This window comes from Arthrobacter sp. Sr24 (assembly GCF_054511175.1).
The window spans coordinates 1-22771 of record NZ_JBTNDB010000031.1 but is presented as its reverse complement, the minus strand read 5'-3'; the positions used below and the strand labels follow the sequence as shown (position 1 = coordinate 22771).

The window sequence follows — 22771 nt, the reverse complement described above, 5'->3', positions numbered from 1 at the left end:
GATACGTCAATAAGTAAGTAGCTACGGGTGTTACTTCACGGCTCCGCCGGTGGCGCCTGCGGCAATGTATTTCTGTGCCACGACCAAGAGCACTATTGCGGGCAGCGACGACAAGACGGCCGTTGCCATGACGGCACTCCAGTTTGAAACCTGAGTACCGAGGTATTGGTAGATACCCAAAGTCACGGGGCGGATCTCATCGGTGGTGGTCAGCGTCAGAGCGAACAGGAAATCGCTCCACGCAAAAAGGAACGCAAAGAGTCCAGCGGTGATGAGCGCATTCTTGGAGATGGGCAGGGCGATGGAGATAAAGGCCGTGATTTGACCGGCCCCATCGACGCGCGCCGCCTCGATAATTGACGCCGGGATACTCATCATCGATGCCCGCATGACCAAAATGGCGAACGGGATGGCATGGCTTGCATCGGCCAGAATCAAGCCCGGGATGGAGTTCAAAAGTCCCAGGTTGTTATAGGCCGCGTACAGGGCATTGGCAATGACCACCCCAGGAATCATCTGGGCGATCAAGATAGCCAGCATGGCCGCGCTGATCCAACGGAACTTGAACTGCGCCAACGCATAGGCCGCCGGCGCTGCGATGACCAAGGTCACCACCACGGCCCCCAGCGCAATGATCAGGCTTGTCAGCAGGTTGCGCCCTTGGTCTGCGATGGCTTTTTCATATCCGGCAAAGCTTGGATTCCATGGGAAGAAGTCTGCTGACAGTGTGTTGCCGGAGGGCTGGAGCGAGGCGTTGACCATCCAGTAGATGGGAAACAACATGATGGCTAGGAAGATGATGCCCAAGATCGTTGAGGTGCGGGTTTTTAATGCTCGACGCCGAACGGCACTTCCGCGGATGCTGCTCCGATCCACGCCGTTTGGATTTGTGCTGCTTCGATTTGCGCTGCTTCGATTCAGTGGTGCAGTAGTCATTGAGGGCTCCTACTCATCGACAGCGCGGCGATTGGCCCGCAGATAGATGACGGCGAATACGAGGGAAATGAGGATCAGGATGTTGGAGAATGCAGCACCCACCCCGAACTCGAAATTGACGAAGGATTCTTGGTAGGAACGCACCGCAATCGTCTGGGTAGCGTTGGCCGGGCCACCGTTGGTCAGACCTAAGATGATGTCTAAAACCTTGATGGTGTAAACCACTCCGAGGATTAATACCACGCTGACAACAGGGCGAAGGTTGGGCCACGTGATGTGGCGGAACGCCTTCCACCCCGTGGCGCCGTCCAACTGCCCAGCTTCATAGAGTTCCTCTGGAATGTCTTGGAGGCCGCCGTAAAGCAAGGTGACATTGAAGGGAATGCCCACCCAGATATTGACCAGAATGACGGCAATCAAGGCCACATCTGGGCTGGTCAGCCACCCAATGGCAGGGATGCCAAAAACGCCAAGAAATTGGTTGAGGATTCCCGAGTCTTGATCAAGGATGGAACGCCAGGTTGCACTGGCCACGATCAGCGGCAGCAGCCAGGGAAGTAACAGCATGGCCCGCAGGAAACCGCTCAGCGGAAATTTGCGGTTGAAGAAACTCGCCAGTGCCAGACCAATAATGAACTGGCCAAGAATGGAGGCAACCGTGAACAAGGTTGTGTTGAGCAAAGCGGGCCCAAATAGATTCGAGCTGATCACGGTCACGTAGTTCTGGAAGCCAACCCAAGGGGCTTCACCAGTGAAAAAGGTTTTAGTGGTGTAGGCCTGCATGCTCATAATGAGGTTTTTGACTACGGGATAGCCAAAGAAAAGGACCAGATAGAGCCCCGCAGGGACCACAAAGAGGATCTTGGTGATGTTTTCACGGGCCCAAAAACCTTGCCGTGACGTGGGCGTAGGTTCCTCGCTGCTCATCCGCGAGTTCTTGCGGGATACAGTCCGTGCGTCTGTTGAAAGGGAAGTCATGGTGGCCTCTCTGCCGGTTCCGCAGCGCCTAAGGCTACGGAACCGGCGTCGAACGGTTGGTGGTGTTAACCCTGGGCAGCTTGAACGAAAGCCTCTTCAACGGTGGCCTTGCCCGTCAGCACCAGCTGGATGGCCGAGTAAATGGTGGTCGCCGCAGTGGGCCATTCGGCGCCCAGGTTTCCCGTCCGTGAACGTGCATTGGCAATCTGCTCGGTGAAGGCGGCCATATCTGGCATCTTTTCAACGTATTCCTGGGCTAACTCGGGCTTGGTGGGAACTGTGTAGCGCTCCGCACCGAGGGTCACCTGCGTGTCACCGGCGGTGAGGCAACTGATAAATTCGGCAGCCTTAGCCTGTTTGGCCTCATTCCCTGTTTGCGGGATGGTCCAGACTTCCCCACCCAATGGTGCGGTGGGTGTTTGACCAGCCTTGTTGACAGGCACCTGCACGGAACCCCACTCCAAGGAGGGATCCTCGTTGAGTGCTGGGATCTGCCACGGGCCGTTGATCATCATGGCGGCTTTTCCAGCCATGAACTGATCCTTGACATCTCCTTGGCCCCAGTTGATGGCGCCCTTGGAAACAGAGCCAGCATCGACCAAGTCTTTCCACAATTGCAATGCTTCTTTGTTCTGCACCGAATCCAGTTCAGTTTCGCTTCCACCATTGGTCCACATGAAGGGCAAGAACTGCCAGGCACCCTCGTAGGTGGCAACAGCGGAAAACGCCATGCCGTATTGGCTGCCGCTGGTCAGTGCCTTGGCAGTTGTTTTTAGCTCATCCCACGTTTGTGGTGGGGTCAGGCCGGCGTCGGCCAAGATCTTCTTGTTGTAGAACAGCCCTAGGGTGTTGGCCGTCGGGGCGAGCCCGTACACCTCACCTTCGAAGGTAGCGGCGTCGAGCATGCCCTGGGCAAATCCGCTGGTGTCCACCGTGAAGTCGCTCAGCGGAGCCAGTCCACCGGTGGAAGCAATTTCCTGCACATCCGGGTTATCGAGCATCAAAATATCGGGCAGCGTCTTGGACGACGATTTTTGCAGGACCTTCTGAATGAGGTCTTTGCCCGGCACTACTTCACGGGTGATAGTGACACCGACGTCGGTTGAGCACTGGTCGATGGCCGTCTGAATCAGGGCCTTATCAGGGTCATTGTTGTAGTAGTCCATCAGGGTCAAAGTAGTGGCATCCCCCGAACTGGTGCTGCCACCCCCGCCGCAGGCCGTTAGTACCAAGGGTGTGATGGCTGCCAGGGCCAAGAACTTGTTCCAGCGGGCCTTTTTCTGGTTTTTCACGATAGCTCCTTTGCTCGTTATTGTGCTGCAGATGGTGCAATTCTTTGAGGTTTTATTCCAGGCTGTCCCGGCCGGTTACACATCGCTTCGGGCATCCCTGAAGAGGCAATGTTTGTGACCATAGTTGGGGACCTCATACGTCACAGAGACTGCGGACATAGGTCCGTCATAATAAAAGTAAAGCGCTTTACTTTGACTGTGACATCGATCATGCCTCGATGCCAGCCCCTTGTCAAGGTAAAATTAAAGCGCTTTACTTTGTGTCGATGGAGCAGTGGTTTATGACTCAGGCAAGGTGGGGTAGCTTTGAGCCAGAGCAACCGGGAGGAACACCGTGGCGACCATGCAGGATGTGGCCAATTTGGCGAACGTGTCCTTGGCGACCGTGTCATTCACCATCAATAATTCCAAACCCGTTTCGCCCAAGACGCGCGCCAAGGTAGAGGCGGCCATGAAAGATCTGGACTATCGCCGCAATGCTGTTGGCAGTGCGCTGGCCAGAGGCCGAACCCATGTATTGGCGCTCCTTTACCCAGCGCTACAGCACCGCTTTTCACCCACCTCCATTCAGTTTTTCACCAGCGCCGCAGATCAAGCCAGGCTGCGTGGATATAACTTGGTGCTGTGGCCCATGAGTAATGAAGCCGAAGGAGTCACGGAGCTCACGTCTTCTGGCCTAGTGGATGGCGTGGTCTTGATGGAGGTTCAACTTGATGACCCACGCGTGGGTGAGCTTTCCAAAAGCAATGTGCCGTTTACCTTAATTGGGCGCACTCGGGACACCACCGGAATCCCCTTTGTAGATGTTGACTTTGAAGCCGCTGTGGAAGATGCCGTAGATCGAATGGTCCAGTTGGGACACACAGATCTAGTGCTGATAGATGGCGGGATTGGGAACCAACTGCTTGGCGGATACGGCCCCGTAGCCAGGACGCGGAAGGCATTTGGTGAAGTCACCACACAACGAGGCCTCAACGGATCCATCATGAGCGGATTACACTCATCGGCCGGTGGACGCGAGCTGGCCCGTGAACTTGCCACCAAGCACCCCGGAACAACGGGTGTGCTCATGATGAATGAACACGCCGGGCCCGGTTTCGTGGCTGGATTGCAACAGGCTGGCTACCGCATACCGCAGGATATCTCTATCCTGGCCCTCGCTTCATCACTGGATACGACAGGCATGTCCGAACCCGAAATGGATGTTCTCATATCGCCGGCCGACGAACTAGGCCGACTGGGCGTTGACGCCTTGATTGATCAACTGGAAAAGAGGGATCAGCCATTGCCACAAGTGCTCATTGGATGCGCCTACTCCCCCGGCGCAACTATGGCTAAGGCACCAGATAGTGCGGTCCCAGTTAGGGCCGGAGAGCGTTAGCCTTTCGCCCCAAGCATTTCTTCAACAGCCTCACAGGCGCCGAGATCGTGTTCGGAAGCGGCCGGAGCATCGCAGGCTACGCGGCGCAAGAGTGAGCGGAACAGCTCCCGTTCCTCATCGGCAAGTGCGCCTAGGACCGTACGCTCTGCTTCAGCAACCCGCTGTTGCAAATCTGCCAAAACCTCGAGCCCGGAATCTGTTGCCACCACAATGCGGGCACGGCGATCGGCGGGGTTGAGCTGACGCTCCACTAGCCCGGCCTTGACAAAATCATCCACCAGGTACGTCATGACAGTTCTGTCAATGCCAAGGTGTTGGGCCAGCGCCAATTGGTTGGGCTGCTCGCCGCTGACAACAGCAACCAGAACCTGGTAACCCCGCGCACCATGCGGAAAATCGCCCATGAATTCACCCATGGCAGCATTTGTGGCGTTTTGATAATTACGCACAAGAACGCCCAGTGTCCACCCGAAATCTTCTTGGGGACTGGTCTGCGGCTGCGCGGCGGTTGCTGTGTTGCTCATGACACCCATCATAACGGACATCTACGCTTTACAACAGATCATATTTTAGTAAGATGATCTGTATAGCAACGCATATTGTTATTTCAACGTGTTATTTCAACTGCCGTTGCCGGATCGGGCTTGAGGAGCATTTTCATGGAACTTGGCATTTACAGCTTTGGTGACGTTCACGCAGACCCCGTGACGGGTACGCAGGTCAGTCCCCAGCAGCGCATGGCCGACCTCCTTGAACGCGCCCGCCTGGCCGATGAGGTGGGCCTTGACTACTTTGGGCTCGGCGAACATCACCGCCCCGAATACGCCGTCTCCTCGCCCGTGCCCGTACTTGCTGCGGCCGCCGCGCAAACCAAAAACATCAAGGTCGGCTCCGCTGTCACGGTATTGAGTACCGAGGACCCCGTCCGCGTCTACCAACAGTTCGCCACTTTGGATTTGCTGTCCGGCGGACGCGCTGAACTGACGGCCGGACGAGGCTCATTCATTGAGTCCTACCCACTCTTCGGCGCGGATCTAAACAATTATGAGGAACTCTACGAGGAGAAGATCGCGCTCCTGCTGGCCCTCAATGAAGCTGGACGCAAAGAAGAATCCATCACCTGGAGCGGCAAGTTCCGGCCCGCCTTGCACGACGCCACCATTTACCCTCGCCCTGTAGAGAACAATCTGGACATTTGGATCGCCACCGGCGGCACCCCCAGCTCCACGGCACGTGCGGCAGCCTTGGGAACCAACGTCATTTACGCCCTGTTGGGCGGAGCTGTCAGCAACTTCGCCCGGCACGCGCAGCTCTTCCGGGCCGGAGCAGCCCAAGCCGGACACGATGCCAAGGCACTGAAGGTGGGAGTGAGCGCCGTCGGACTTGTCAGTAAAAAGAACGCAACGGAGACTTTTTACCCGTACTGGCGCCGAGTCATGGAGGACATTGCCAGCGAGCGCGGATTCACCCCGCCCAACCGCATCAGTTACAACATGCAGACCGCACCGGCCGGCGCCATCTACACCGGCACCCCGGAACAGGTCGCCGAGAAGATTCTGCTCACGCATCAACTCATGGGCCATGACCGTCACATCCTGGAAATGGACTTTGCATCGGTGCCGCAAACCGATGTCCTGAAATCGATTGAGCTCTTCGGCACCGAGGTCAAACCCTTGATCGACGCCGAACTCCGCAACGCAAAGAAGGTAACCGCATGAGCCAGCTCTCTCCCACCCTGCACGATCCGGCAACCATCACCATCGGCATCCTCGGCGCCGGAAAAGTGGGCACCGGCGTTGCCCGCCAAGCGCTAGCGGCCGGCTACCGTGTGCTGATTGCTGCTTCCGGGGACCCGAAGAAGATCTCGTTGATCGCCTCTGTCATGGCCCCCGGCGCCGTCGCCGTCTCGGCCCAGGACGCCATGGAGCTCTCGGATTTGGTGGTACTTTCGGTGCCGCTGCACAAATTCCGCACGCTGGATCCGGCAGCTCTTGCCGGCAAGCACGTTGTGGACACCATGAACTATTGGCGCGATACCAACGGAGATATGCCGGAGCTTGCGGATGCGCGTTCCAGCTCAGAAATGGTGCACGCTCACCTTCCCGGCGCCCGCCTCGCGAAGTCTCTGAACCACATTGGGTACCACGAGCTGGAGCTGGATGCCCGTGACGCCGGCGCCGCTGATCGCCGCGCGTTGGCCGTTGCCTCAGACGATCCGGAGACCCGCGCCTTGGTGCTGGACTTCGTGGAGCACCTAGGTTTTGACGCCGTCGACGCCGGTCACCTCGCCCAAGGTGCGGCCTTCGAACCGGACACACCCATCTTCACTGGCTCCTACGATGAGGCGGGGCTGCAGGCGGAACTTCTGGCCTATGCCGCAACTGCGCAAACCGAGCTCAGCCCCGTCGCGTAGACACCTTGCGTTTAAGCTTCCATGCGCCTGTTCACGGCGGTTGCCGGTGCGGTCGATTCCCTTTGCTTAATCCTCGATCACGCACCGGCTAGCACCGCTTGGCTCGGGCTTCTACGTCTAGGCCAGCCCCTGAGACAGCGCTCAGGCCTTGGTGATGACCGTGCTGAAAGGTGTCGGGTTACTAAATAGATCCTGGACGGGGCAGCGCGCCTCCACCGTCCGGGCCAGTTCGTCGTACCGTTCCTGTGATTCTGGCCCGCTGATGTTGACGGTCAAGCGGATGTCACTGAATCCGGGCCGTATGCTCGCATCGATGCCGAAGAGGCCGCGCACATCTAGGTCTCCCTCGGCGTTGATGGTGATGTCGTCCACCTGAATACCAAGCTGCTCGGCGTACAACCGGTACACCACTACTTGGCAGGAGATGATGGCGCCCAGCGCGTATTCCACGGGGCTGGCTGCGGTGTCGTCGCCGGCCAGAGCAGCCGGCTCATCCACCGTGAACTGGTGCTTTCCTGAGCTGATACGAGTAGCCACCGATCCCACACCAACGCCGTCAACTTTGTACGTGAGCTTTGCACTGTCCGGGTTGGCGCCGATCCGCTGCGCCCATGCTGCACCGGCTTCGCCAAGACGGGAAGACCGGACGGTGGCATCATTGATCAAAGTTGTTGCTTCAGACATGGTTTTCCTTCACGTGAAGGCGAGTGCTTAGCACCGCGCCATACTTACGCCAGCGGCTGGTGCCGGCGGCGTCGAATCCTCACCTGGGGCACCCCACTATGGTTGCGAGGGTTGCCGTTCGACCGGCCAGGGCCGCATGGTCGAAACTCTTGATTCTGCTCACCAGTGTGCTCGCGTTGAGCAGTCCGTTTCAAGAGAGACGTCACACGGGGCAACACACCCCTGGCTTGCACTCCACTGCGCCCCGTGGAGCGGGGCGCGGAGCTCGTAGTGGCCGGGCCCGAGGGGCGGCACAGGAAGCACCTCGAAGCAACTTAAGATAGATACATGAGCGCAACACTTGTGGCAAAGGACCTTTCCGGCGGCCACGCCCACCGCACCCTGTTCACCAGCCTCTCCTTCACGGTAGCCCCGGGAGATGTCATTGGCATCGTCGGCGCCAATGGAGCCGGAAAATCAACACTTTTGAGCCTTCTCGCAGGCGCTGCAACACCTCAGGGCGGCAGCGTGAGCACCGCACCGCAGGACGCTTTCGTCGGGTGGCTGCCACAGGAACACGAACGGATCGACGGCGAAAGCATTGCCGAGTACATCGGCCGGCGGACGGGTTGTACTCAAGCAACGGAAGACATGGAATCCTCCGCCGAAGCCTTGGGCTCGGGCAATTCCGCCGACGATGACCGCTACGCCACAGCGCTGGATCACTGGCTGGCCTGTGGTGCCGCGGATCTCGATGAACGCATCCCGGCAACCTTGGCCGAACTCGGTCTAGAGCTGAGCCCCGACGCCGCCATGACCGGACTTTCCGGCGGACAGGCAGCCCGCGTTGCCCTGGCCGCGCTCCTGTTGAGCCGCTTCGACATTGTGCTGCTGGATGAGCCCACCAACGATCTGGATCTGGCTGGGCTAGCCCGGCTTGAGGACTTCGTGAAGGGCCTGCGCGGAGGCGTGGTGCTGGTTTCCCACGACCGGGAGTTCTTGGCCCGCACCATCACCTCCGTGGTGGAGCTGGATTTGGCGCAGAACAAAGTGGGCGTTTACGACGGCGGCTACGATTCCTTCCTAGAGGAACGCGCCATCGCCAAGCGCCACGCCCGCGAAGCTTATGACGAATTCGCCGACAAGAAGGCCGACCTCGTAGGGCGCGCCCGCGTCCAGCGAGAATGGAGCTCCCAGGGCGTGCGCAACGCCATGAAGAAGAGCCCCGACAATGACAAGATTCGGCGCAAGGCGGCCAGCGAATCCAGCGAAAAGCAGGCCCAGAAGGTGCGGCAGATGGAGTCACGGATCGCACGCTTGGACGAGGTTGAGGAGCCGCGTAAGGAGTGGGCACTGCAGTTCAGCATTGGCGCCGCCCCGCGCTCCAGCACCGTGGTTTCAACCTTGAATGCGGCCGTAATTCGGCAGGGCGATTTCACGCTCGGCCCCATCTCAGCACAGGTCAACGCCGGTGAGCGCATTGGCATCACCGGCCCCAATGGCGCCGGGAAGTCCACCCTGTTGCGGTTGCTCCTTGGCCGCACTACCCCGGACGACGGCGTTGCCTCCTTGGGTGCCAATGTGGCCATCGGTGAGATTGATCAGGCCCGCAGCCAATTCCCGGAAGACGCTCCCCTGGGGGACGCCTTCGAGGCTCTGGTCCCCGAGTTGAATCAAGCCGAGGTGCGCACACTGCTGGCCAAGTTCGGCCTCAAAGCAGATCAGGTGACCAGCCCGGTGGGCGCCCTCTCCCCCGGCGAACGCACTCGAGCCTCACTGGCGTTGTTGCAGGCCCGCGGCGTGAATGTTCTGGTGCTCGATGAGCCCACCAACCATCTTGACCTGCCTGCCATCGAGCAGCTGGAGGAGGCACTGGAAAGCTACGAAGGAACGTTGTTGCTGGTCACACACGACCGCCGACTGCTGGAAAATGTTCGTTTGGACTCCCGCTGGGCGGTTTCTGGAGGGCAGCTTTCGGAGCTGTAACGCGGCAGTGACTAGGCAGTTACGAGCCGCATCTTCCAAAGCATTAGTACAGCTTACGAATTTGACGATATTGACTTACCTTCTCTGAAATGTTGCAATAGGTAACAGGTTTGCCGCTTCTTGGATCTGCGGCAAGCTGCTGATCGAATCCTGGTGCCACTTGCACCACACCGGTCCCGGACATCGCCCATGTGCTTGATTTTCCGAGGACCACCAGCGGTCATCCGCTTGGGTTTTGCCGCAGTCATAGCTGCCGCTGCGCTCCCTGCGCATTATTGCCCCGCTTGGAGGCGCTGACGAATCGTCCGCTTCCGCTCTATAGCGCTATAGCCGCGGGCGTGGATTCGAAGCGTCATGTTCCAAAGGACACAGCCGATCCAAGTGATGAGGAGAACAGCATGAGATTGCGAGTCGGAATCATTGGCGCAGGCCCCAGCGGCATGGCGCAGTTGCGAGCATTTGAATCGGCACGCCAAAATGGCGCGGATATCCCAGAGATCATGTGCTTTGAGAAGCAGTCCGATTGGGGCGGCCAGTGGAATAGCAGCTGGCGAATTGGTCTAGACAACCACGGCGAGCCGGTGCACTCCAGCATGTACCGCCACTTGTGGTCCAATGGGCCCAAGGAATGCTTGGAATTCGCGGACTACTCCTTTGACGAGCATTTTGGCCGCGCCATCTCCTCTTTCCCGCCCCGCGAAGTCCTCTTTGACTACATCAAGGGCCGTGCCGAGAAGTCAGATGTCCGCAAGTACGTGCAATTCAGCACCGTTGCGCGCCACACCAGCTACAACGAAGTCACCGAAGAATTCACGCTGACGGTAGAGAATCTTGTTACGGGCGACACCACTGACCACGTCTTTGACAAGCTGGTTGTCTCCACCGGACACTTCTCCACCCCCACCGTGCCCGAGTTCAAGGGCATCAATAGCTTCCCGGGTGAGGTCCTGCACGCCCACGATTTCCGCGGCGCAGAGCGCTTCGCGGGTAAGAACCTACTCATGATCGGCGCCAGTTACTCCGCTGAGGACATCGGCATGCAGGCCCACAAGATGGGCGCAGCATCCATCACCTTCAGCTACCGCACCGCACCCATGGGCTTCGACTGGCCCGAAAATACTGTGGAGCGCCCGCTGGTCACCCACTTTGATGGACGCACCGCCCACTTCAAGGACGGCACACAAGGTGAGTTTGACGCCGTCGTACTGTGCACTGGATATCAGCACAAGTATCCGTTCCTGCCCAGCGAGCTGAGCTTAAAATCCAAGAACGTGCTCTACCCAGTCAATCTCTATAAGGGTGTGGTGTGGCAGTCGAACACCAACTTGTTCTACCTGGGTGCGCAGGATCAGTACTACACGTTCAATATGTTTGACGCACAGGCTTGGTTTGCCCGCGATGTCATGACCGGCGCCATTGAGCTGCCTTCGCTGGCCGAGCGGGAAGCCGACATCCAGGTTTGGCTCGAGCGCCAAGCCGCATTGCCGGACCATAATGCCGAGGCGGACTTCCAGTCGGACTATCTGCGCGAGCTTATTGCCGCCACGGACTACCCGCCGTTTGATCTGGACGCTGTTTCGCAGCTATTCAAGGACTGGATGCACCACAAGGAAACCGACATCTTGGGCTACCGCGACATGATTCACCGCTCAGTGGTCAGCGGCACCCTAGCCACCAAGCACCACACCCGGTGGATCAACGCCATGGACGATTCACTGGAACGCTACCTCTTCGGCCCTTCGCAGGATGTGGACACCGCCACCTTGAGCGCGCTCACCAGCAAAGACCCTATCTCCCACAAGTAGGCAACGCTCCGGTTCATTGTTTCCCCGGGTGCAGCACGAACCGAATCGAGTTCTGACCTTAGCTTCGAGATGCATGTCTACAGCCGAACACCTCGACGCTAGGGTCAGAACTCGATTTTGCTTTCCTGCGGATCCACAGCTGCGTTATCCACAGATTCCGCGTTTACGCGGATTTGGTCTTGTTTGACCGCAACAGATTGCCCAGAATCAGTTGCATGGACAAACAACAAGCAACGGATTTTTTCACCCGGCATTGGCCACCCGGGGCAGAAATCCTGACGACCAAGCAATTGCTGCTCGCTGGAATCGCCACGGCCCTGATCAGGGATGGCGTGAAGCACGGCTTGCTGTTCCGTATGCGGCGGGGCGTGTTCATCCCCATGCATAAATGGCGGAACAGAACACCGTGGGACAAGGCAAAACTGGCGATTCTAGGACACATCCTGGCCACGGAGAATCGCTACGTCTATTCGCACTACAGCGCCGCCCGATTGCACAAGCTACACGTATGGGACAGCTCCGCCATCATCCATGTAACCGCCACATATCACGGCTCTGTCTCACGGACCGCACCCGACGTAGTCGTTCACTTCGCAAGGCTTGATCCCGGTGATGTCGTCGAAAAGCTGGTGCCCGGCACAGGGCTCATCAAGCTGACAGGGCTGGCCCGGACCGTGGTGCAATGTGCCACGACAGCCACCTTTGAACAGGCTGTGATCATTGGCGATTCGGCATTGCATCAGGGGCTAGAGCTTCGTGAACTCGAGGAACTTCTGGATCACGCAGCCAGCGGCCGAGGTATCAGACAGGCGCGGCGGGTGGTAGCAGCGCTCAACAAGCTCTCTGAATCTGCGGGAGAAACCAAGACCCGACTTATACTTCTTGACCTGCCCATTGAACAACCCGAGCTGCAAGTCTCTCTTGACACCCGCCGAGGGAAGTACCGGGTGGACTTCCTCTGGCGCTCGGTTCGTCTCATTCTAGAGTTTGACGGAGAAACGAAGTACTTTGACTATCCGAAACTAACGGAACAAGCACTTTTGGACGAACGCGAACGCGAGAACGCCCTCATCGAAGAGGGCTGGCGCTTCATTCGCCTCACGTGGCGGCACTTCGATAATCCCGAATTACTCAAGTCCAGAATCTTGAAGGCCTACTATGCGGCCCAGCAGGCCGCTGCATAGCGCAACCACTCCAAGCGCTTTGGACCCGGGACCCCACAGCTGCCCTCATGAACCAGGCATACGCACCCGGCATTCATCGAGTTCTGACCTTAGCGTTGAGATGTATGACTACAGCTGTACATCTCGACGCTAAGGTCAGAACTCGGCGAGGAATACGGACGGAATCGGGTGGAGAATGCGGAGTGAACGCTAGCTGCCCACGCCGGCGTAGGAGTGCAGGCCCGAGAAGTACATATTCACAATGGTGAAGTTGAAGACCACGCACAAGTAGCCAACAATGGACAGCCAGGCAGCCCGGGTTCCGGTCCAGCCCTTGGTGGCACGGGCATGCAGATAACCTGCGTACACAACCCAAATGACGAACGTCCAGACTTCCTTGGTGTCCCAGCCCCAGAAACGACCCCAGGCCTTTTCAGCCCAGATGGAACCAAACATCAGCGTCAGTGTCCACCCCACAAAGGCAATGCCGTTGATCCGGTAGGAGAGATTTTCCAGGCTCAGCGCGTTGGGCACCAGACGCATCACGGGAGCCTTATCCGGCTTGCCAGCAGCAAGGGCGGCTTCGCGGCGTGACTGGAACAGTTGCAGCACCGACATCGCGAAAGTGATGGTGAAGAACGCCGATGAGAGCACAGCAATGGAGACGTGGATGATCAGCCAGTAACTCTGCAGTGCCGGCACCAAGTGACCTACAGGAGTCCAGAAGGATATGTGAGCGGCAACGATCATGACCAGCACCAGGCCAATGACAAAGGTACCCAGGAAGCGCAGATCGCGACGGGTCAGTACCAGCAAGAACACCAGGGCCACAGCAAAGGAGCCCGTAGTGCAGAACTCGTACATATTGCCCCACGGCACTCGCCCTGCGGCCATGCCGCGCAACACCACAGCAATGCATTGGACGGCTACGGCCACAACAGTCAGCGCCACTGCCACCCGGGCCACGACACGGCGTTCATTCGTGTAACGCATGGAGTCGCCAGCAGTGATGCCGTCGGAGCCATCATGAGTCTTGCTACTGGGGCGCACGGCCCGGTCTTGCGGACCGGATTCCAGTCCCTGCCCGGCAGCACCTCGAGCACCAACGCCTGCCATGACCGTGCTGTTCTGTGTTGCAGCGGTTGCAGTGGTTGCAGCGCCCTGAGCTACGCTCGTCTGCGCTGCACTACCTTGCGCAGCGGCGGGGTCCGCCGCCAAACCCCTTTTGACGGTTTGGCTGAACGTCACCAGGTCCCAGACATAAGCGCACACCGCAACGGCGTAGGCAAGACCGGCAACCAGCATGAGCTGCTCACTGAGTAGGGCAAAGCCTTCATTGATCTCTGGCATTACTGGTCCTTACTTGCCGCGGTGACACTCTGCGCGGGGTCATTGATTATTGTCTGTTCACCATTTTGCCCTGCACCATCCATGGGTACTAGCCATTTGTTGTGCAGTGCTTTGTTGATGGCCGCATATTCTCCGGCCAAGCGATGATCTTCACCGCGAGCCAGCAGCCCGAATTCGACCATGGTGCGCCCATCCGGGTGATTTCCTGTCCGGACCCAGACGCGGCGCCGGTTCAAGAACAACGAGCCCATCAGGCCGGCCAAGGCCAGTAGTGCGAACACGAGGACGTAGACCTGTCCCGGGTCATGGCGGATATCCAGTGCAGCGAATCGCTTGATGCTATCGAAGCTGATGCTGCCGTTACCTTCGGGGAGCGTGTAGCTCTGCCCCGGGGCCAGAACAATTCCACCGGCGTCCAAATTACGGGAGTTGATCTCCTTCATATTGGTGGTATCCAGCGTATAGACGTTACGCGGCACACCACTGTCCAGGCCAAGGTCGCCGGTGTAGGCGTTGAGGTTCAGTTGAGGGTTGAAGGGGTCAGGGTCGGAGCCAAAGGCCACACCAGCTTCATCCACCAGAGCCGTAGGGAGGAAGAAGCCCACAAAACCCAGCTGGTTCGGCTTGGCATCCGGGGCCTTCATCACCACGAGCGAGGTATAGGCGCCATCCGTGGGGATGGTGATGACAGGGCCTTGGAAGGTGATGTCACCAGCTCCATCCTTAATGGTGACCACAGGAGCGTACCCGTTGCCCACCAGGTAAAGATTGGTGCCGCCAACATGCACGGGCTCATTGACCTTCAAAGTCTTGGTCTCTGCTTCAGCGTCGGGACTGTCCTTGATGGTCAAGGTGGCGTTGAAGTCCAGCGGTTGTCCGTAGTGCGCTTCAGTGGAGCGATCGTATTTGACGACCAGCCGATCCAGAGTGGCCGAGTAGGGACTGAGCCTGGCATCGCCAAAGTTGGCTCCTGGAGTGAACGTGTCATAGCTTGTCAAGGTGTTGACGAAGGTGTCGCCCTCCACCAGAACCTTCTGGCCGCTATAGCCAAAGAGTCCGCTGAAGGCGATGGCGGCCAGCACACCGATCATGGCCGTGTGGAAGAGCAGGTTACCCACTTCCTTCAAGAAGCCGATCTCTGCACCTACCGAGGGCCGCTCGGTGTCCAAATCGCGCACATCCACGCGGTAGCCGCGGGACTTCAGGATGGCAGCAGCATCATTGACGGCCGTTTCGGCGTTGACGCCAGCAGCGGCGGGGATGGTGACGGTGCCGTATTCGGCCAGCCGGGAAAGCCGCTTGGGCGTGCGCGGCGGCGCCGAGCGCATGGCCTTCCAATGGATCTTGGCCCGCGGGGTCACACAGCCAATCAGCGAGGTGAAGAGCAGCAAGTAGATGGCCGCGAACCAGGGCGAGGAGTAGACGTCAAAAAGCTGGAACCAGTCCATGACTGGTCCCGAACCTGGGTTGTCCTTCAAATACTGAGTCACCTCGGCAGGGGCCGATGGCCGCTGCGGGAACAGCGATCCAGGGACGGCGGCCACGGCCAACATCAGCAGCAGGAACAGGGCGGTGCGCATGCTTGTCAGCTGCCGCCACGCCCACCTGAGCATGCCCAAGAAGCCAAGCTGCGGCAGGACAACCTCGCCACCACCAGCTGTGGGCACTTGACCCTTGGGTTCTTTCACTACATTCTCTTTCATTAGATGGGCAATCTCACATCGTTGGCAAACCATAATTGCAGTTCATTGACCCAGGTTCCCCACAGCCCTGAAACCATTAAAAGTCCCAGTACAATCAGCATGCCGCCGCCAAAGTACTGCAGTCCGCGGCGGTGCTTGCGGAAGAACGTGAGCGCTCCCAAACCCCGGCGGGCACCCAAAGCGATCAATAGGAACGGCAGTCCCAGCCCCAGACAATACACAAACGTTAGGAACGCGCCTTTAGCCGCATTTGATCCGTCCGAAAACGCCAGTAACTGCACTGCGCTAAAGGTGGGGCCGATGCATGGCGCCCACCCCAGTCCAAAGGTTACGCCCAAAATGGGAGCCCCCCACAGTCCGGCAGGAGGCTTCGCATGAATCTTGGCCTCACTTTGGAACCAGCTCATGCCGCCCAAGAAAACTACGCCCATGAGAATCACCACCAGACCCAACAGTTGGGTGACCCAGGCGGCGTCGGGTCCCATAAGCCAGGCACCGAGTTGGCCAAAAACGGCGCCAATGAGCACAAAAACTACGGAGAAGCCCAGTACAAACAGCCCGATTCCGGCAAGCATTCTACCGCGGCGCTGGTCTTGTAAATCTGCTCCACTGAGTCCGCTGACGTAGCCCAGATAACCGGGAACCAGCGGGAGCACGCAGGGTGAAAGAAAGGAAACCAGCCCGGCCAGCAGCGCCACCGGTATGGCCAGCAGCATTGAGCCGCTCAGGATTGTTTCGGCAAAGGGATTGTTCATGGGAAGGGCTGTTAGTTCTCCGCCAGTGCGGAGGTGATGAGCGCCTTCAGGGTGCCCTTCTCGGCAACGCCTAGGATTCTCGCCGAGACCCGGCCCTTCTTATCCAATACGAGCGTGGTGGGCACCGCGGCCGGAGGCACATGCTTCGTCATGGCCAACAGGACGCCGCCGTCCTTGTCTGCAATGCTCGGGTAGCTCAGCTCAAAGTTGCGCTCAAAAGCCTCTGCGGCAGCCTTGTCGTCGCGGACATTGACGCCAATAAATTCCACGCCAGAGGGCTGGAATTCCGTGTAGAGCGCTTGCAGATCGCGTGCTTCAATACGGCACGGGGCGCAGGCTGCGTACCAAAAATTCAGGACCGTGACCTGTCCGGGAAAATCTGCAGCATCCACTGCTTTGCCATCGAAGAACGTGCCGGTGAAGGTCACAGGATCTTTCCGGTCCCCGGCACCGTATTCGGTGACGGAGCCATCGCCGGCAATGTAATTCTTGTTATCTCCTGCGTTGGCCTGCTGCGCCAACGGGTCCTCACTGGTGCAGGCTGCCAGCACCGCAGTCAGTGCGGCACCGCCAGCGACAAGGAGCGATCTACGGCTCATCGAAGAAGTCACGGAGCAGGTCTTTCAGTTAACGGGGAGGCCATTGAGCAGAGGCGGAAATGGCATTATGTTCTACGCTACGTCGAATAGCTGATGATCAGCTGTGTGCGCTAGGCGCCAGGAGTGGTCGAGGCTCCGGGCAAGAGTGCCGCAGCGGGCTCGCTGTAGCTCACATCCACGATGTCATCGCCGTCGAACGTCAACGAGGTCAATGACGCCAAGGTGCATTCGCGGTTGCGGGGGTCGTGCCAGAGCCGCTTGCCCTCGGCGCTCCGTCGTGTGGACCAGATAGGCAGCTGGTGGCTGACCATGATGGCCTGCGCTCCGTCCCCACCGATCTCGAATGCACGACGCCGGGCATCACGTGCCGCTTCCAACATGCGGTCCGCTTGGGCTTGGTAGGCCTCTCCCCACGAAGGGCGGAAGGGGTTCACGAAGAATGGCCAATGCTTAGGCTTACGAAGCTCGGCGGGGCTCATGATCAAACCCTCGAAGTGGTTTTCGGCCTCGATGATGCGGGGGTCGGTCACAATCTCCAGGCCCAGCGCCTCGGCCGTGGGCTGCGCCGTCTCCTGCGCACGGGTCAGAGGTGAGGCCACCAGATAAACCGGTGCGCCGCCGTCGTTCTTCAGGGCAGAAAAGTGCTCCGCCACCATCACCGCCATGGCGCGCCCGCGCTCAGAGAGGTGAAACTCAGGGAGCCGACCGTAGAGGACGCCATCGGGGTTGAAAACCTCGCCGTGGCGCAAAAGATGCACTGTTACTCGGGACATTGCACCAGTTTCTCAAAGTTGTTCACCAAGGGGTTAATCCGGCCCGCGAAAAGTTTTTTTGAAACCCGGGAATATTAGATACAAACGCATGCTTATGCTAGGTGAAGGTCAACCGAAGCGGCTGATCTGCTCTTGCTTCACTAACTATTTCAAGGAGTTCCACATGTCAGTAACCACCATCGAATCAACCGGTCTCGCCCAGGGCATCTGGAACCTCGACGCCTCACACAGCTCGGTTGGCTTCGTTGTCCGCCACGCAGGCATCTCCAAGGTCCGCGGCCAGTTCACCGAAGTCGAAGGTGCCCTGACACTCGGCGCAACCCTCGCCGAGTCCTCCGTGACCGCAACGATCCAGGCCGCCAGCTTCAACTCAGGCGATGAAGGCCGCGACGGCCACGTCAAGAGCGCCGACTTCTTCGACGTCGAAACCTTCCCGACGCTGACCTTCGTCTCCTCGGCCGTCTCCGTCGACGGTGAGGATTTTGAGCTCACGGGCGAGCTGACCATCCGCGGCATCTCCAAGACCGTAACCTTCAAGGGCGAATACAACGGCGTTGCTGTTGATCCGTTCGGTGCAACCCGCGCTGGCTTCGAAGCCAAGACCGTGATCAGCCGCAAAGAGTTCGGCCTGACCTGGAACGCTGCGCTGGAAGCTGGCGGCGTTTTGGTCTCGGACAAGGTCACCATCACCTTGGACGTTGCTTTGGTCAAGTCTGCATAATTTTTCCAATACTGCTTCTGACAACCGGCTCTGATTTTACGGAGCCTGTTTCAGGAAGTCGCTAATGCCGGTCCACTCCCTAGCGGACCGGCATTTTTGCGCTCTTTTGGGACGTATGAACGCCGTCTTTCCGCCATATACAAAGCCCAGTACAAAGACTATGGTTCAGACTATGAGCACACCGAATGAGCTTCCAGGTCCCGAGCAACAGGGCTCCCAGCCGCCTCCTTCTGGCAATGGTTCCCCGTCCGACCCCACACCTTTGTCTCCTGCGGGTCCTGGTGCGACAGGTCCGGGTCCGACAGGTACTGGTGCGGGTCCGGGTGCGGGTCCGACTGGTCCGGGCTATCGAGGAGGTGCTGCACAGCAGCCCTCCGGAGACGAGACGCCTCCCGGGTACCAGCCACCCAGCCCTCCCTTCGGTGACTTCAAATTTGAAATTCCTCAGGACATGCCTCATTCAGTCCGCGAGGTGATGCCAGTGGGCGGGTTCGCCGGAATCTTTAAGATGGATGGCCTGCCACAAATGCTGAAACTCAGCTACATCATGTGGCTGGTCGCGGCTGGTGTCTGGGTCCTGAGCACTTTGGTGTTGTTGCTGGGCTCGCTCTTTGCCTTGGGCGCCGGGAACGACCCCTTTGGATTTGGGGCTGCGGTCCGCACGGCAGGTGTCAAAGGAATCCTCGTTTCCCTCGTTTCCTTCGTTCTGATTGCCTCCATTGTCATATGTGCCATGAAACTCAAGGAGGGCCTGCAGTGGGCTCGGATAGCGTTATCTGCCATCGCACTCCTGACCATCGTCCTGATGTTCTTTGGCGGCGGAGGCGGCTTGCTGGGCGTTGTGGCAACGGTTTTGATGTGGCTGCCAGAATCCACCGCATGGCTGAATTCCCGCTCTGGGAACGCACCCCGTTGATTTCTTGGCAGCGGTAGTGCGCAGTTCTTGGCAGTGGTTGCGTTTCCAGTAGGCGCTTGCAGTAGGAGCGTAGAGAGAGGTCGCGTAGGGTTTAACTAATACCCGCCGCGGCCTTTCTCCTTGTCTGGTCGCCGTTGGCTTACCTGCCGGCCCCACCGGCACCCCATGAGAGAGCAGTTGCCATGAGCACCCCCGGTGAAGAGCCGCACGAGCAAACCCCGAGTTCTTCGGGTACCCCGAGCACCCCGGGAAGCTATGGTGAAATTGCCCCCGGTGTCCCCCGGTACGGGCAGTACGCCCCTGACGATTGGGAACCGCCGCAGGAGATCAAGGACGCCCAAGCTAGGACTTCCGCCAACGCTCCACTAGCACCGGCCCCGATGTACCCCGGATTCAAAGGTGCCCAGTCTGGCCAAGCTGCTGTCATGGGCGAACCATTGGCCCCGCCGAACAAAGTTATTGTCGCCACTCGGATGATCATGGCCGCCGGAGTTCTCCAACTGCTCGGCTTGGTGGTCTGGGCCATCGCCATGACCACGCCCACCGGACAAGAACTGATTCGCGCAGCCGTGGAACAGTCCATAGCCAACAATCCGCAGGCACTTGCCGATACCGGTGTGACCGAAGATCAATTGTTTGCCTCGGCTGCGGCGCTCTTGGCCATCATGCAGGGGATCTGTGTGGTCCTGTATTTCTGGATCGCTGCCAAACTGCGGCGCGGGCGCACCTGGGCTCGAACCGTAGCGTTGATTCTGGCCATCATCTCGATTGCACTGGTGCCCGACGGCGGCACGTACACACTGTACTCAGGCGCTCGGATCATTCTGGGCCTCATAGCAGTGTTCATACTTTTCCGCTCCCCCGCCAAGGAGTTTTTCCTAGCGCACAAGGTCCGCGCAAAGCGCTGACCCTGCGGTAATGCGCAGCAGCGTGAAAAAGATGGAGTTCAGGACAGAGTCAGTTCAGGCGCCGGTGCGGTCTTCTTCCAGCCCTGACTCCTGGAGTCGCTGTGCGTGGTAGGCAAGAATTTGCAATTCAGTGGCCATATCCACTTTGCGCAGGTTCACATGCTCGGGGACAGTGAGGGGAATCGGGGCAAAACTGAGAATGCTGCGCACACCCGCAGCCACCACCCTGTCGCACACTCCTTGCGCCACGGCGGCCGGCAAAGCCAGCACCACCATGTTGGCCCGGGTGGATTCGAGAACTTTTTCGAGGTTGTCGACGTCGCTGACACGCAGCCAACCAATTTCTGTGCCCACCACCAGCTGGTCGGCATCCATCAGGGCCACAACATCGAAGCCGCGTGTTTCAAAACCCGCATACCGGGCCAAGGCGCGGCCCAGGTTTCCGGCGCCAACAATGGCTACCCGCCATTCGTGGGTCAACCCTAGGGCCTGGGCAATTTTGCGGCTCAAATTGGCTGCGTCGTAACCTACACCGCGGGTTCCATAAGAGCCTAAATAGGACAGGTCTTTACGGACGTTGGCGGAGCCCACTCCTGCGGATTCGGCCAGTTCGTCAGAGGAGACACTCTCGCCGCCGTCAGCGAGCAGGGCGTTGAGTGTGCGTAGATAGAGAGTTAGCCTGGCCACGGTGGCAGGGGGAAGTCGCCTAGCCGGTTCTACTGCCGGCTCCTCCGCGGGCTGCGTTGGGATCAAAACACCACTCCACCTTCTCAAACTGAGGCCGCAGCGCACTGCTGAACACGTGTCTGCAAGGTCCGCGTCGGTCTTCCTCAACTCTAAGACGTGGCAAGGTTAGAGCCAAAAAGTTGCGGGCAGGTTCGCTGAACGGGGAAAAAGCTCCCCCATACAGCCTGTAATTCGCTGCCTGTCAGTCACTGGCCCGTCATTCACAGCCCGGTTATCACTGCCCCGTTTATCACTGCCCCGTCAGGGCCTTGCTGAGAATAGTTCCTAATCGGATGGGGTCAATGTGCCAGAAATCGCGCTGAATCCCATTGACCAGGACCACCGGAATTTCCTCGCCGTAGAGCTCTGTCAGCTCGGGATGGTCATCGAGGCTGACCTCAGTCCACCGCAACTGCAGCTGGCTCGCGACAGTAGACACCACCTCACGAGCGTTTTCGCAGAGGTGGCACCCTGATCGGGTCACGAGCTGCAGCAGCGGCACCTTAGGTGCGGCAGTTGATTCAAGCGAGTCAGCGGGGTCACGCGCAACAGATTCCATGGCTATAACGGTACTCAACTCAAACCAGTACACCAGCCATGAGCTGCTGCGTTGCTTGCCGTTGCGTTAGCGAAGCGCCAACCGCGGCTCCCCAGCTTCTAAAAATGAAAGTTTGCCCACAGTTAACCGCTGCTGCCGGTGGCGCGTGGGCGCTTAGGTGGAAGCATTGACTAGACTCGTTCCATGCCCGACGTGACTACCAACAGTGCTGAGGCCCCCTCGAGCGCCGCACAGCACCACAGCGAGGCAGCCTTCTTTGATGTGGACAACACCCTGATGAAGGGTGCCAGCTTGTTCCATGTGGCCCGCAAAATGTACCAAAAACGCGCCTTCACCCTGCACGATGTTGCCGGATTCGCTTGGAAGCAAGCCAGATTCATCTTGCTCGGGGAAAACATGAAGGATGTCCACTCCGTTCAGGACTCGGCTCAAAAACTTGCTGCCGGCATCAGCACCGAATTCATCCGCCAACTCGGCGAAGAGGTCTACGACGAGATGATCGTCTCCAAGATCTGGCCCGGCACTAAAGCGCTCACTCAGGAGCATCTTCAGTCCGGCCGTCAGGTGTGGTTGGTCACCGCCACCCCGGTGGAAGTTGCCGCAGTCATTGCCTCCCGCTTGAACCTCACAGGAGCCTTGGGCACCGTAGCCGAGAGCGAAGACGGAATCTACACAGGGCACCTGGTGGGCGAGATCCTGCACGGGGCTGCCAAGGGCCGCGCCATTGAGGCCCTGGCCATCCTCGAAGGGCTGGACCTTTCCCGGTGCTGGGCGTACAGCGATTCTTACAATGACATCCCGCTACTGACGGCTGTGGGCAACCCCGTCGCGATCAACCCAGATGCGAAATTGCGCAAGCACGCACGTGATAACAACTGGCCCATCTACGATTACCGCTCAGGGCGCCGTGCGGCCACCTTGGGGCTCAAGGCGGCCACGGGCGCCGGAGTTATCTACGGGCTCGCCAAGGGCATCTCTATGGTGCGCAAGCGCTAAGCGAGGGATCACACGCCAAGTCTCCATCCGGCGTCGTGCAATCGAGTAGGAGGGGCGGGTTTCCCGCCCCTCCTCTCACACCACCGTACGTGCGGGCCTCGCATACGGCGGTTCGCTAGGTCGTTGAAAGCGATCCCATGCATCGCGA

23 protein-coding genes and 1 riboswitch are annotated in these 22771 nt (G+C 58.9%); of the genes, 10 read left to right on the top strand and 13 right to left on the bottom strand.

What is annotated here, in order from left to right; genetic code table 11:
- Nucleotides 1–30 precede the first annotated feature (30 nt).
- The 4 genes from ACX80D_RS15785 to ACX80D_RS15770 all read right to left on the bottom strand — a co-directional run bounded on the left by ACX80D_RS15785 (nucleotide 31) and on the right by ACX80D_RS15770 (nucleotide 3659).
- Nucleotides 31–783, bottom strand: a complete 753-nt coding sequence (locus ACX80D_RS15785) for a carbohydrate ABC transporter permease (RefSeq protein ID WP_459323837.1) — start codon at nucleotides 781–783, stop codon at nucleotides 31–33.
- Nucleotides 784–945: 162 nt separating this feature from the next.
- A complete protein-coding gene (locus tag ACX80D_RS15780; protein ID WP_459323823.1) occupies nucleotides 946–1863 on the bottom strand; it encodes a carbohydrate ABC transporter permease in 918 nt (305 codons plus the stop codon).
- 116 nt (nucleotides 1864–1979) lie between these two features.
- The gene (locus tag ACX80D_RS15775; protein ID WP_459323822.1) at nucleotides 1980–3206 is read right to left on the bottom strand and encodes a sugar ABC transporter substrate-binding protein; all 1227 of its coding nucleotides are present in this window, start codon (nucleotides 3204–3206) and stop codon (nucleotides 1980–1982) included.
- A 279-nt stretch (nucleotides 3207–3485) separates the two neighbouring features.
- A complete protein-coding gene (locus ACX80D_RS15770) occupies nucleotides 3486–3659 on the bottom strand; it encodes a hypothetical protein (protein ID WP_459323839.1) in 174 nt (57 codons plus the stop codon).
- On the opposite strand from ACX80D_RS15770, the gene ACX80D_RS15765 reads away from it, so the two are divergent.
- Nucleotides 3577–4587, top strand: coding sequence for a LacI family DNA-binding transcriptional regulator (locus ACX80D_RS15765; protein ID WP_459323836.1), 1011 nt, complete (start codon nucleotides 3577–3579; stop codon nucleotides 4585–4587). The genes ACX80D_RS15770 and ACX80D_RS15765 overlap by 83 nt on opposite strands.
- On the opposite strand, the gene ACX80D_RS15760 is transcribed toward ACX80D_RS15765, so the two are convergent.
- Nucleotides 4584–5111, bottom strand: coding sequence for a MarR family winged helix-turn-helix transcriptional regulator (locus ACX80D_RS15760; protein ID WP_459323821.1), 528 nt, complete (start codon nucleotides 5109–5111; stop codon nucleotides 4584–4586). The genes ACX80D_RS15765 and ACX80D_RS15760 overlap by 4 nt on opposite strands.
- Before the next feature lie 135 nt (nucleotides 5112–5246).
- Here ACX80D_RS15760 and ACX80D_RS15755 point away from each other — a divergent pair, with 135 nt between their 5' ends.
- The gene (locus ACX80D_RS15755) at nucleotides 5247–6305 is read left to right on the top strand and encodes an LLM class flavin-dependent oxidoreductase (protein ID WP_459323820.1); all 1059 of its coding nucleotides are present in this window, start codon (nucleotides 5247–5249) and stop codon (nucleotides 6303–6305) included.
- Nucleotides 6302–7000 (top strand): NADPH-dependent F420 reductase, encoded by a 699-nt coding sequence (locus ACX80D_RS15750; RefSeq protein WP_459323819.1) that lies wholly within the window; start codon nucleotides 6302–6304, stop codon nucleotides 6998–7000. The genes ACX80D_RS15755 and ACX80D_RS15750 overlap by 4 nt, the downstream gene beginning before the upstream one ends.
- Nucleotides 7001–7141: 141 nt before the next feature.
- On the opposite strand, the gene ACX80D_RS15745 is transcribed toward ACX80D_RS15750, so the two are convergent.
- Nucleotides 7142–7684 (bottom strand): OsmC family protein, encoded by a 543-nt coding sequence (locus ACX80D_RS15745; protein WP_459323818.1) that lies wholly within the window; start codon nucleotides 7682–7684, stop codon nucleotides 7142–7144.
- A 35-nt stretch (nucleotides 7685–7719) separates the two neighbouring features.
- A riboswitch (SAM riboswitch) is annotated at nucleotides 7720–7839 on the bottom strand.
- A 172-nt stretch (nucleotides 7840–8011) separates the two neighbouring features.
- Here ACX80D_RS15745 and ACX80D_RS15740 point away from each other — a divergent pair.
- The 3 genes from ACX80D_RS15740 to ACX80D_RS15730 all read left to right on the top strand — a co-directional run bounded on the left by ACX80D_RS15740 (nucleotide 8012) and on the right by ACX80D_RS15730 (nucleotide 12638).
- Complete coding sequence (locus tag ACX80D_RS15740) at nucleotides 8012–9649, top strand: ABC-F family ATP-binding cassette domain-containing protein (RefSeq protein WP_459323817.1); 1638 nt, start codon at nucleotides 8012–8014, stop codon at nucleotides 9647–9649.
- A gap of 398 nt (nucleotides 9650–10047) precedes the next feature.
- Nucleotides 10048–11454: an NAD(P)-binding domain-containing protein gene (locus tag ACX80D_RS15735; protein ID WP_459323816.1), complete on the top strand. Its 1407-nt coding sequence runs from the start codon at nucleotides 10048–10050 to the stop codon at nucleotides 11452–11454.
- A gap of 215 nt (nucleotides 11455–11669) precedes the next feature.
- Complete coding sequence (locus ACX80D_RS15730; protein WP_459323815.1) at nucleotides 11670–12638, top strand: type IV toxin-antitoxin system AbiEi family antitoxin domain-containing protein; 969 nt, start codon at nucleotides 11670–11672, stop codon at nucleotides 12636–12638.
- A gap of 189 nt (nucleotides 12639–12827) precedes the next feature.
- Here the strand turns inward: ACX80D_RS15730 and ccsB are convergent, their stop codons facing one another.
- The 5 genes from ccsB to ACX80D_RS15705 all read right to left on the bottom strand — a co-directional run bounded on the left by ccsB (nucleotide 12828) and on the right by ACX80D_RS15705 (nucleotide 17797).
- The gene (gene ccsB, locus ACX80D_RS15725; RefSeq protein WP_459323814.1) at nucleotides 12828–13967 is read right to left on the bottom strand and encodes a c-type cytochrome biogenesis protein CcsB; all 1140 of its coding nucleotides are present in this window, start codon (nucleotides 13965–13967) and stop codon (nucleotides 12828–12830) included.
- On the bottom strand, nucleotides 13967–15670 hold the full coding sequence (gene resB / locus ACX80D_RS15720) for a cytochrome c biogenesis protein ResB (RefSeq protein ID WP_459323813.1): 1704 nt from the start codon (nucleotides 15668–15670) through the stop codon (nucleotides 13967–13969). The genes ccsB and resB overlap by 1 nt, the downstream gene beginning before the upstream one ends.
- Nucleotides 15670–16425: a cytochrome c biogenesis CcdA family protein gene (locus ACX80D_RS15715; RefSeq protein WP_459323812.1), complete on the bottom strand. Its 756-nt coding sequence runs from the start codon at nucleotides 16423–16425 to the stop codon at nucleotides 15670–15672. Before ACX80D_RS15715 ends, resB begins: the two co-directional genes overlap by 1 nt.
- An 11-nt stretch (nucleotides 16426–16436) precedes the next feature.
- A complete protein-coding gene (locus ACX80D_RS15710; RefSeq protein ID WP_459323811.1) occupies nucleotides 16437–17024 on the bottom strand; it encodes a TlpA family protein disulfide reductase in 588 nt (195 codons plus the stop codon).
- Nucleotides 17025–17134: 110 nt separating this feature from the next.
- Nucleotides 17135–17797 (bottom strand): histidine phosphatase family protein, encoded by a 663-nt coding sequence (locus ACX80D_RS15705; RefSeq protein WP_459323810.1) that lies wholly within the window; start codon nucleotides 17795–17797, stop codon nucleotides 17135–17137.
- Between the two features lie 163 nt (nucleotides 17798–17960).
- Here ACX80D_RS15705 and ACX80D_RS15700 point away from each other — a divergent pair, with 163 nt between their 5' ends.
- The 3 genes from ACX80D_RS15700 to ACX80D_RS15690 all read left to right on the top strand — a co-directional run bounded on the left by ACX80D_RS15700 (nucleotide 17961) and on the right by ACX80D_RS15690 (nucleotide 20342).
- Nucleotides 17961–18518 (top strand): YceI family protein, encoded by a 558-nt coding sequence (locus tag ACX80D_RS15700; RefSeq protein WP_459323809.1) that lies wholly within the window; start codon nucleotides 17961–17963, stop codon nucleotides 18516–18518.
- Nucleotides 18519–18969: 451 nt separating this feature from the next.
- Nucleotides 18970–19434 (top strand): hypothetical protein, encoded by a 465-nt coding sequence (locus ACX80D_RS15695; protein ID WP_459323808.1) that lies wholly within the window; start codon nucleotides 18970–18972, stop codon nucleotides 19432–19434.
- Nucleotides 19435–19616: 182 nt separating this feature from the next.
- The gene (locus ACX80D_RS15690; protein ID WP_459323807.1) at nucleotides 19617–20342 is read left to right on the top strand and encodes a hypothetical protein; all 726 of its coding nucleotides are present in this window, start codon (nucleotides 19617–19619) and stop codon (nucleotides 20340–20342) included.
- Nucleotides 20343–20396: 54 nt separating this feature from the next.
- Here ACX80D_RS15690 and ACX80D_RS15685 read toward each other — a convergent pair whose 3' ends face one another.
- Nucleotides 20397–21095, bottom strand: coding sequence for a redox-sensing transcriptional repressor Rex (locus ACX80D_RS15685; RefSeq protein ID WP_459323806.1), 699 nt, complete (start codon nucleotides 21093–21095; stop codon nucleotides 20397–20399).
- 223 nt (nucleotides 21096–21318) lie between these two features.
- Nucleotides 21319–21627 (bottom strand): glutaredoxin family protein, encoded by a 309-nt coding sequence (locus ACX80D_RS15680; protein WP_459323805.1) that lies wholly within the window; start codon nucleotides 21625–21627, stop codon nucleotides 21319–21321.
- A gap of 183 nt (nucleotides 21628–21810) precedes the next feature.
- Between ACX80D_RS15680 and ACX80D_RS15675 the strand changes: the two genes are divergently transcribed.
- The gene (locus ACX80D_RS15675; protein ID WP_459323804.1) at nucleotides 21811–22623 is read left to right on the top strand and encodes an HAD family hydrolase; all 813 of its coding nucleotides are present in this window, start codon (nucleotides 21811–21813) and stop codon (nucleotides 22621–22623) included.
- The last annotated feature ends 148 nt before the right edge of the window (nucleotides 22624–22771 follow it).